Raw genomic sequence first — 9,870 nt, 5'->3', positions numbered from 1 at the left:
GGGTGGGGTCTGTCCGCGGGCGAGCCGTTCGAGGAAGCGCCCCACCCCAACCCCTCCCCTGAAGGGGAGGGGCTATTTCCTACTCACCACCTGGTCTGACTGCAGAGCGCCTCAGGCCAGCGGAAGCTGCGGCTCGAGCAGGCGGTGGAGGTGGACGACCACGAAGCGCATTTCGGCATCGTCCACCGTGCGCTGCGCAGCGGCGCGCCATGCCTTTTCGGCGCTGGCATAATCCGGGAAGATGCCGACCACTTCCAGCTTGGAAGGATCAACGAAATCGAGCGTCTGGGGATCGCTGACGCGACCGCCGAAGACGAGATGCAGCTTGCTCAAGGGGTGTCTCCTGATGGTTGCGGCTTCCCTAGCGGCAAGGGGCGGTGGTTTGAAGGGCTTAACCGCCACATGCCGATGACAGGTCAGGTCGGGCTTTCCTCGTCGCCGATGATCGCACCGCCATCGCCGGGCGCGGCCGGGGCCGGAACGCCGCGATGGATGCGGACGCCGCCGCTCTGCTGCACCGGTGCCTTGCCCTCGGCGATCAGCGTCTTTTCACCGCGGTGAATGGTGACGCCGCCGGTGCGTTCCACCTCCTCGGCCAGCACGGTGGCCATCGGCGGCGCGTCCGCCGCCGCTAGGGGCATCGGCGCAGTGCCCGGCTCCACGCCCGCATAGCTTTGGCGAAAGGCCAGCGCGCGCTCCATGCCGCCACGCCAGCGGTAGAAGATGTGGGTGCCAACCGTGCCGATCCTCGACAGGCTGGGCGCCCACCATGGCAGGATCGCGGTGGTATGGTAAAAGGTCGCCGAGCCGACCGGATCATAGACCAGACCCGCCAGCGCCCCGCGCGCCACCGCCGCGGCCCGGTCCCAGGCGTTCGGCTCGCGTTGCCGCTCCATCGATCCGTCGCATACGAAGCTGAACTGGCATCCGCGCGACGAGCGCTGATAGACGACGCCGCAAACGCTGCGCGGGAAGGCCCGGTCGCGTACACGGTTCAGCACGACCTGTGCCACCGCACGCTGCCCTTCGACGGGTTCGGAGCGGGCCTCGTAATAGACGGCGGCGGTCAGGCAGTCGGCGGCGCGTGCCGCATCGTCCGCGCTCGCCGCCTGGCCTGAGAAGGGCGGGGCGGGCGCCAGCGTTGCCCCGGGCAGCGCCGCAGCCTCGGGTGCGACGGCGTCGGCGGGGACGTCCAGCGCCAGTTCGCGCAGCAGCGGCTGCGCGGCGAGCGGGGCGGGCTGCGGCGCGGCTTCGCGCACGCCCCGCGGCTGCGGCACGCACGACGTGGCGGCCGCGAGTACGAGCACGGCACGGGCTAGGGGCGGAAGGTGGCGGTGCCTCACGCGCCCGCCTTATTCTCCAGCCGGTTAGAACGAGGTTAAGGCGCGCCCGGCCGGGTCGGGCCTATCGCAACGTCCGCTGCCCCTTGCGTGTTGTGGCGGGCAAGCGACCGGCCGAACCGTTCGGCGCAGTTCAATGATCGGAGATCCGCATGAACACCCCCGCCCTGTTCCAGCCCCTGTCGCTTGGCGACATGGCGCTGTCCAACCGCATCGTCATCGCGCCCATGTGTCAATATTCCGCCGAGGACGGATGCATGACCGACTGGCACCTGATCCATCTCGGCCAGCTTGCGCTGTCGGGCGCGGGTTTGCTGACGATCGAGGCGACCGCGGTGGAGCCCGAAGGCCGGATCACCTGGGCGGATGTCGGCTTGTGGGATGATAAGACCGAGGCGGCGATGGCGCGGGTGGTGGAGGGCATCCGCCGCTGGTCGGACATGCCGATCGCGATCCAGTTGGCGCATGCCGGGCGCAAGGCCTCGACCGAGCGGCCATGGGACGGCGGCGCGCAATTGCCGCCGGGCGACGCGCATGGCTGGCAGACGGTCGCGCCCTCCGCCATCGCGTTCGAGGATCATGAGGTCGCGCCCGTCGCGCTCGACCGCGACGGGCTGGTGCGGGTGCGCGATGCCTTTGCCGAGGCAGCGAAGCGATCGGCGCGGCTGGGCCTGGACGCGGTGCAGTTGCACGGCGCGCATGGCTATCTGCTGCACCAGTTCCTGTCGCCGCTGTCGAACCACCGGGACGATGATTATGGCGGCTCGCTGGAGAACCGGATGCGCTTTCCGCTGGAGGTGTTCGATGCGGTGCGCGCAGCATTCCCGGCGGACAAGCCGGTGACGATGCGTGTTTCGGGCACCGACTGGGTGGAAGGCGGCTGGGACGTCGCGCAGACCATCGCCTTTGCGCAGGCGCTGGAAGCGCGCGGCTGTGCGGCGATCCATGTGTCGAGCGGCGGGCTGCACCCGGACCAGCAGATCCCGGTCGGCCCCAATTATCAGGTGCCGCTGGCCCGTGCGGTGAAGCAGGCAACGACCATGCCGGTCGTCGCGGTCGGCCTGATCACCGGGTATGAACAGGCCGAGGCGATCGTGGCGACGGGCGATGCCGACATGATCGCGCTGGCCCGCACCATCCTCTATGATCCGCGCTGGCCATGGCATGCCGCGGCCGAGCTGGGCGCGCAGGTGAAGGCCGCCCCGCAATATCTCCGCTCGCAACCGCGCCGGTACAAGGACCTGTTCGGCGGCGAATGAGGGGAGGCGGCGCCCCGACATGGGCGCCGCCGGTTCGGCTTACTGGAAGCGGTTGAGCAGGTTTTCGATCCGCTCCTGCCGGCCGGAGCGGGGGCGGGGATCGATCGCGCGGGTCTCGGCCAGGTCGGCGATGCCGGCGAGGTCCAGCCCGGCGATCGCCTGGCCGAACTCGCCGTCCCAGCCGGCGTAACGCTCGGCCTTGATCGCATCGAGGCGGCCGTCCTCGATCAGCGCGGCGGCGTTCAGCAGGCCACGGGCGACGGTGTCGATCCCGCCGACATGGCCGTAGAACAGGTCGACCGGCTCCATCGACTGGCGGCGGACCTTGGCGTCGAAGTTGAAGCCGCCGGTGGTGAAGCCGCCCGCGCGCAGGATCTCCAGCATCGCCAGCGTCATCTCCTCGACGGAATTGGGAAACTGGTCGGTATCCCAGCCATTCTGATGGTCGCCGCGATTGGCGTCGATCGACCCGAAAATGCCGAGCGCGCCGGCCGTCGCGATCTCATGCTCGAAGGTGTGGCCGGCCAGCGTGGCGTGGTTCGCCTCGATATTGACGCGAACCTCGTCCTCCAGGCCGTAGCGCTTCAGGAAGCCGTATACGGTGGCGGTGTCGAAGTCGTACTGGTGCTTGGTGGGTTCGTGCGGCTTGGGTTCGATCAGGATGGTGCCCTTGAAGCCGATCCTGTGCTTGTGCTCCACCACGAGCGTCAGGAAGCGGCCGAGATTGTCCAGCTCGCGCCGGAGGTCGGTGTTGTGCAGCGTCTCGTACCCCTCGCGGCCGCCCCACAGCACGTAATTCGCGCCGCCCAGGCGATGCGTCGCCTCCAGCGCGTCGCGGACCTGCATCGCGCCGAAGGCGAAGACCTCCGGGTCCGGGTTGGTCGCGCCGCCGGCGGCAAAGCGCGGATGGCCGAACAGGTTGGCCGTGCCCCATAGCAGCTTGCGGCCGGACGAGGCCTGCAACCGTTCCAGATGATCGACCGCCTCGGCGAACAGGCGGCGATGCTCGGCGACGCCGTGCGCCTCCGCCATCACATCGACATCGTGGAAGCAGTAATAGGGGATGTCGAGCTTCGAGAAGAAGTCGAACGCCACCTCGCGCTTGGTCGCTGCGGCGGCGCTGTCGTTGGCGCCGCGGTGCCAGGGGCGATCAAAGGTGCCGCCGCCGAACACGTCCGACCCCGGCCAGCAGAATGTATGCCAGAAACAGGCGGCGAAGCGCAGATGGTCCTCCATCCGCTTGCCCAGCACCATCCGGTCCTTGTCGTACCAGCGATAGGCGAGTTCATTGTCGGTATCCGGACCCTCGTAGCGGATCGTCGGCACGTCGGCGAAGAAGTCGGTGGCCATGGATTGCTCCTGTTCAGGGCTTGATACGGGGATAGGCGTCGCGGAAGGCGGCGTATTTCGGGGCGAGACGATCGATCAGGTCGCGATCGGGCTCGACGATGTGCGACACGGGCGGGGGGACGCAGATGTCGGCGGGGTCGCCGCCATCGACCGCGAGTTGCGCGAGCCGTGCCGCGCCCAGTGCGGGGCCGACCTCGCCGCCACGGAGATAGACCAGCGGCACCCCCATCGCAGCGGCGAGCGTGCCACCCCAGTAGCGCGAGCGCGCACCGCCGCCGATCACCGCCAGCCGGTCGATCGTCGTGCCTGCGGCGCGCAGCACGCCGATGCCGTCGGCGAGTGCAAAGGCGACCCCCTCCAGCACCGCCTGCGCCAGCCGTTCGGGGCCGGTGTCGTGGTCCAGCCGCAGGAAGCCGCCGCGCACCTGAGCGTCGTTATGCGGGGTCCGCTCGCCAGACAGATAGGGCAGGAACAGTTCGGGGCCGGATGCAGGGCCGGCGCGCTCGGCCTGCTCGAACACCGCCGCCGCGCCCGCCGCGCCGATCAGCCGCGCCACCCAGTCGATGCAGGCCGCCGCCGACAGATGCACGCTCATCTGATGCCACATGCCCGGCAGGCAGTGGCAAAAGGCGTGGACCGCCCCTTGCGGATACGGTTTGAACCGGTCGTTTGCGACAAAGATCACGCCGGAGGTGCCCAGCGACAGCAGGGCATCGCCGTCCCGAACCACGCCGACGCCGACCGCGCCGGCCGCATTGTCGCCGCCGCCACCCGCGACCGCCACACGGTCCATGCCCCAGTCTTGCGCAACCTCGGCACGCAACATGCCCGAGATCGCCGATCCTTCGACCAGCCCTGGCATCTGATCGACCCCGAGGCCGGTCGCCGCGAGCAGGTCGTCGCTCCACTGGCGCGCGCCGACATCCAGCCACAGCGTACCGGCGGCGTCGGACATGTCCGACACCTTCTCCCCGGTCATGCGCAGCCGCACCTCGTCCTTGGGTAGCAGCACGGTGCGCGTGGCCGCGAACACGTCCGGCTCGTGATGCCGCACCCACAGCAATTTGGGCGCGGTGAAGCCCGGCATCGCCAGATTGCCCGCCACTGCGTGCAGATCGGGCGCGACGCGTTCCAGCTCCGCGCATTCGGCATGGGATCGACCGTCATTCCACAGGATCGCAGGGCGCAGCGGCCGGTCGTCGGCGCCCAGCAGCGTGGCGCCGTGCATCTGCCCGGCAAGGCCGATACCACGCACCTGCGCCCGCACGCCGGGCTCGATCGCCTGCACCGCCGCGCAGGCGGCATTCCACCACGCGTCCGGCGATTGCTCGGACCAGAGGTGCTGCGGCCGCTGCACCGTGAGGGGCGCGGTGCCCTGTGCGACCACCCCGCCGCCCGTATCCAGCACCACCGCCTTCACGCCGGACGTGCCGATATCGATACCCAGGAACATGCGTGCTTCCTTTCCCCGCCAGGGAGCAGGGGGGATTATTTCAGGATCGGATTGATCGTCTTGATGGTGCCGTCCGGATTGTAGAACAGCTCGGTCACCTTCACGTTGCGCAGCCGCGTCTGGCCGGACAGTTGCGTGTCGGCGTAGAACAGCCACCAGCGGCCGTCCCATTCCACGATGGAGTGATGCGTCGTCCACCCGTCCACCGGCTCCATGATCCGGCCCTTGAAGGTGAACGGCCCATAGGGCGAATCCCCGATCGCATAGACCAGGTAATGAGTATCGCCGGTCGAATAGCTGAAGTAATATTTGCCCTTGTACTTGTGCATCCAGGACGCCTCGAAGAAGCGGCGGTCATGATCGCCACCCTTTATCGGCTGGCCCTGCTCATCCAGGATGACGACGTCGCGGGGCTTTTCCGCGAACTCGGTCATGCCCGGCGCCATGGCCGCCATCTTGGCCGTCAGGGCGGGCTTGTCATCCGCCTGCAGGTCGGTCTTCGATCCGTTGGGATCATAGGTGCCGGTGGTGTTGCGCTGAAGCTGTCCGCCCCAGATGCCGCCGAAATACATGTACGACTTGCCGTCATCATCGGTGAAGACGGCCGGGTCGATCGAGAAGCTGCCCTTGATCGGCTGGGGATTGGGCTTGAACGGGCCCATCGGGCTCTTCGACGTGGCGACGCCGATGCGGAAGGCGCCCTGCCGGTCCTTGGCGGGAAAATACAGATAATAGGTGCCGTTCTTCTCCGCAGCATCGGGCGCCCACATCTGCTTTTCCGCCCAGGGCACCTGCGACACGTCCAGCGCGACCGGGCCGATCGTCACCGGGCCGCCGATCCTGTCCATGCTCAGCACGCGGTAATCGCGCATTTCGAAATGCGCGCCCAGATCGTCCTCAGGCGTCGGGCCGTCGATGTCGTGGCTGTTATAGACGTAGATCTTGCCGCCGAAGACATGTGCGGAGGGGTCGGCGGTGTAGATTTCGGTGACCAGCGGCTGCGACAGATAGCGCTTGGCCTGTTCCTGCGCATTGCCGGCGGTGTCGTTGGCGGCGGCGGCATTTCCGTCCGGGCTGGAAGGGGAGCAGGCAACCATGGCGAGCGCCATCGTGGCGACAACAGACAGCGATCCGATGCGGCGCATGCGACGTCCTTCCTAAGCAGACAGCCCTCTTGGCGGGACCGTTTTGGGATAGCGCTATCATAGAATTGGCCTGACCTGTCGTGCAAGCAGAATATGAACAGGTTTATCAACGTGAATTGACCGGCACCGATTGCGCTTGCCGCGTGATCGTGGAAGCTAGGGGGGCATGAGCCAGAGAACGACGCGCCGTACCCGTAGCGCTCCCACCATCAGCGATGTCGCCAAGGCGGCCGGCGTGTCGCTGATGACCGTTTCGCGCGTCATCAATGGCGAGAACAATGTCCGCCCGGCCACGCGCGAGGCGGTGAACGCGGCGATCGCGGCGCTGAACTACGCCCCCAATCCGGCGGCACGCAGCCTGGCAGGCGCGGCGCAGATCCGCATCGGCATGCTCTACAGCAATCCCAGCGCAGGCTTTCTCAGCGAATTCCTGCTCGGCAGTCTCGACCAGGCATCGCGCTCCGACGTGCAGATCATCGTCGAGAAGTGCGAGATCGGCGAGCATGAGGTGGAGGTCGCGCGTCACCTGATCGATGGCGGCATCGACGGCATCGTGCTGCCGCCGCCCTTGTGCGAGGCGGATGCGGTGCTCGCCGTGCTCAACCAGGCGCGCATCCCGACCGTGCTGGTCGCCAGCGGCGAGCCACGCGAGGCGATGCTGGCGGTGCGCATCGACGACCGTACCGCCGCGCTTGAGATGACCCGCCACATCATGACTCTGGGTCACCAGCGTATCGGCTTCATCCGCGGCAATCCGAACCTGACCGCCAGCGATCGCCGGTTCGAGGGGTATCGCGCCGCGCTGGAGGAGGCGGGCATCGCCTTTGACGAAGCGCTGGTGACGCAGGGGCTCTACACCTATCGCTCCGGGCTGGATGCGGCCGAACGGCTGCTGGAGCGCGACGATCCGCCATCGGCGATCTTTGCCTCCAACGACGACATGGCGGCCGCCACGGTCGCGGTGGCGCATCGCCGCGGGCTGGACGTGCCCGGCGACCTGACCGTGGTGGGGTTCGACGACACCACACTGGCCACCGCCATCTGGCCGGAACTTACCACCATCCACCAACCCATTGCCGACATGGCCCGCGCCGCCGTCGAATTGCTTGTCTCGGCGCTCCGCCGGCAGACGGGGGAGGCGGAACCGCACCGTCTGCTCGATTTCAGCCTGATCCGGCGCCAGTCGGACGCGGCACCCAGGCGGCGGCCCCCCGCCCGGCTCGGCTGACGCGCGCGATCACGACTCAAGAGGGGATTAGCATGACGAACACCCGCCGCGGGCTGATGCTCGCCGCTGCGCTTCTGGCCGGCGCGTCGCCCGCTGCCGCGCAAGGCCCGCTCACGCTTGCCTCGCCGGACGGCACCATCCTGTTCACCCTGAACGGCAGCACCGGCGGTCCGCCGCAATTCCAGATCGCGCGCCGGGGCGAACCCGTGATCGCCCCGTCGCCGCTCGGCTTCAACTTCACCGACGGATCGCGTACCGATGCGCTGAGCGCCCGCGAACTGCGCCGCTCGACCGCCGACCGGATGCTGCCGCTGGTCGCGACCAAGGCGGCCAGGGCGCGGGACCATTATAACGAGATGGTCGTGGCGCTCGGGGATCCGGCGGGTGCCCGCCAGCCGATCGAACTGACCGTGCGCGCCTATGACGATGGCGTCGCCTTTCGCTACGCCATGCCCGGCGGCGCCAGGTCCACCGAAATCCGGGTCGAGCGCACCGGCTTCTCGTTCCCGGCCGACGACCAGTGCTGGGGTCTGAACGTCGGCCGCTTCACCTCCAGCCATGAAGGCTATTACGATCCGCTGAAGATCAGCCAGCTTCGCCCCACCGACCTGTACGACAATCCGCTGCTGTGCCGTACGCCCAGCGGCGCCACCAACTTCATGCTGACCGAGGCGGATCTCACCGATTACCCCGGCAGCTATTTCGCCGGGCGCGGCGATGGCGGCCTGGGGGTCGAGACGGTCCAGGCGATGTTGCCGGGCGAGTTGCGGACCGCGGTGCGAAAGCCGGCGGGGCAGGCGGTGGTGACGCCGTGGCGTGTCGTGCTGATGGCGGACAAGGCGGGGCAACTGATCGAATCGAACACGATCGGCAACCTCAATCCGCAAGCCAGCGGCGACTGGTCCTGGCTGAAGCCGGGCAAGTCGGCCTGGGACTGGTGGTCCGGCCCGTATTTCCCCGGTCAGGCGTCCGAGCCGATGAACATGGCCGGGCTGAAGAAGCTGATCGATTTCGCCGGCCAGGCGCGGCTTCCCTATCTGCTGGTCGATGAAGGCTGGGCGCTCAATTCGGGCGTCGGCGGCTCGGCGCCGCCCGATACCGACATCACGAAAACGCAGGCCGGGCTGAACATGCCCGAGCTGGTCGCCTATGCGAAGGCGCGCCGCGTCGATCTGTTGCTGTGGCTGCAATGGAGCCAGCTCGACAAGCGGCTGGACGAGGCGCTCGATCAATATGCCCGCTGGGGGATCAAGGGCATCAAGGTCGATTTCATGGACCGCAACGATCAGGCGATGGTGAATTATTATCATCGCGTGCTGGCGGCGGCGGCCAAGCGGCATCTGATGGTCGATCTGCACGGCGCCTATCCGCCGACCGGCCTGGCGCGTACCTGGCCCAATTACGTCACGCAGGAAGGCGTGATGGGAGCCGAATATAACAAGTGGTCGCGCCTCATCACCGCGCGGCACAACGTCAATCTCGCCTTTACGCGCATGGTGCTGGGGCCGCTCGACTACACGCCGGGCGGCTTCCGCAACCGGACGCCCGGCGACTTCCAGATCGTCAACAGCCCGCCGCAGACGCAAACGACGCGGGGCGCCGCGCTGGCCATGTATGTGGTGTGGGAAAGCCCGCTCCAGATGGTGTCCGACAGCCCGGATGCCTATGCCGATCAGCCGGAATTCGGCTTCGTCCAGGCGGTGCCGACGGTCTGGGACGAGACCCGCTTCCTGGATGGCGACATCGACAGCCATGTCGTGGTCGCCCGGCGCAAGGGGCGTGACTGGTATCTCGGGGCGATGACCACCGAGCAGGGGCGCCCGGTGACCCTGCCGCTCGGCTTCCTCGGCAAAGGCCGGTACAAGGCGGAGATCTGGCAGGATGGCGCCGCCGCTGACCGTGTCGTGCGTTCCGATCGCATGGTGGGTGCGGATGATACGCTGCCGCTGCTGCTCGCGCCTTCGGGGGGCGCCGCGGTGCGGTTGACGCCGGCGGGGTAGGGGACGGCTGGCGGCGCAGAGAAGGTTGGTTCACGCGAAGACGCGAAGACGCGAAGAAGAAGGATGGTTCGCGCGGAGGCGCGGAGGCGCGGAGG

Annotated in this window: 8 protein-coding genes; 3 read left to right on the top strand and 5 right to left on the bottom strand. The window is 68.0% G+C overall.

Annotated elements, in window-relative coordinates:
• Positions 1 to 111: 111 nt before the first annotated feature.
• Together Q0U08_RS13415 and Q0U08_RS13410 are read right to left on the bottom strand one after the other, a co-directional pair.
• Positions 112 to 333 (bottom strand): DUF4170 domain-containing protein, encoded by a 222-nt coding sequence (locus Q0U08_RS13415; RefSeq protein WP_112382510.1) that lies wholly within the window; start codon positions 331 to 333, stop codon positions 112 to 114.
• A gap of 83 nt (positions 334 to 416) precedes the next feature.
• Positions 417 to 1,307, bottom strand: coding sequence for a cell wall hydrolase (locus tag Q0U08_RS13410; protein WP_298091894.1), 891 nt, complete (start codon positions 1,305 to 1,307; stop codon positions 417 to 419).
• A 185-nt stretch (positions 1,308 to 1,492) separates the two neighbouring features.
• On the opposite strand from Q0U08_RS13410, the gene Q0U08_RS13405 reads away from it, so the two are divergent.
• On the top strand, positions 1,493 to 2,599 hold the full coding sequence (locus Q0U08_RS13405) for an NADH:flavin oxidoreductase/NADH oxidase (protein ID WP_298091893.1): 1,107 nt from the start codon (positions 1,493 to 1,495) through the stop codon (positions 2,597 to 2,599).
• Between the two features lie 39 nt (positions 2,600 to 2,638).
• On the opposite strand, the gene xylA is transcribed toward Q0U08_RS13405, so the two are convergent.
• Genes xylA through Q0U08_RS13390 form a run of 3 tightly spaced genes read right to left on the bottom strand, consistent with a single transcriptional unit; the run spans position 2,639 to position 6,547 of the window.
• A complete protein-coding gene (xylA, locus tag Q0U08_RS13400) occupies positions 2,639 to 3,949 on the bottom strand; it encodes a xylose isomerase (RefSeq protein WP_298091892.1) in 1,311 nt (436 codons plus the stop codon).
• 13 nt (positions 3,950 to 3,962) lie between these two features.
• Positions 3,963 to 5,402, bottom strand: coding sequence for a xylulokinase (gene xylB / locus Q0U08_RS13395; RefSeq protein ID WP_298091891.1), 1,440 nt, complete (start codon positions 5,400 to 5,402; stop codon positions 3,963 to 3,965).
• Between the two features lie 35 nt (positions 5,403 to 5,437).
• On the bottom strand, positions 5,438 to 6,547 hold the full coding sequence (locus tag Q0U08_RS13390; protein ID WP_298091890.1) for a glycoside hydrolase family 43 protein: 1,110 nt from the start codon (positions 6,545 to 6,547) through the stop codon (positions 5,438 to 5,440).
• A gap of 166 nt (positions 6,548 to 6,713) precedes the next feature.
• On the opposite strand from Q0U08_RS13390, the gene Q0U08_RS13385 reads away from it, so the two are divergent.
• The gene (locus Q0U08_RS13385) at positions 6,714 to 7,775 is read left to right on the top strand and encodes a LacI family DNA-binding transcriptional regulator (RefSeq protein WP_298091889.1); all 1,062 of its coding nucleotides are present in this window, start codon (positions 6,714 to 6,716) and stop codon (positions 7,773 to 7,775) included.
• A 32-nt stretch (positions 7,776 to 7,807) separates the two neighbouring features.
• A complete protein-coding gene (locus tag Q0U08_RS13380; RefSeq protein ID WP_298091888.1) occupies positions 7,808 to 9,775 on the top strand; it encodes a glycoside hydrolase family 97 protein in 1,968 nt (655 codons plus the stop codon).
• The last annotated feature ends 95 nt before the right edge of the window (positions 9,776 to 9,870 follow it).

Origin of the sequence: uncultured Sphingomonas sp. (assembly GCF_946477935.1) — a bacterium.
GTDB lineage: Bacteria > Pseudomonadota > Alphaproteobacteria > Sphingomonadales > Sphingomonadaceae > Sphingomonas.
The sequence above is the reverse complement of the archived record's forward strand: the minus strand, read 5'-3'. Positions and strand labels throughout refer to the sequence as shown.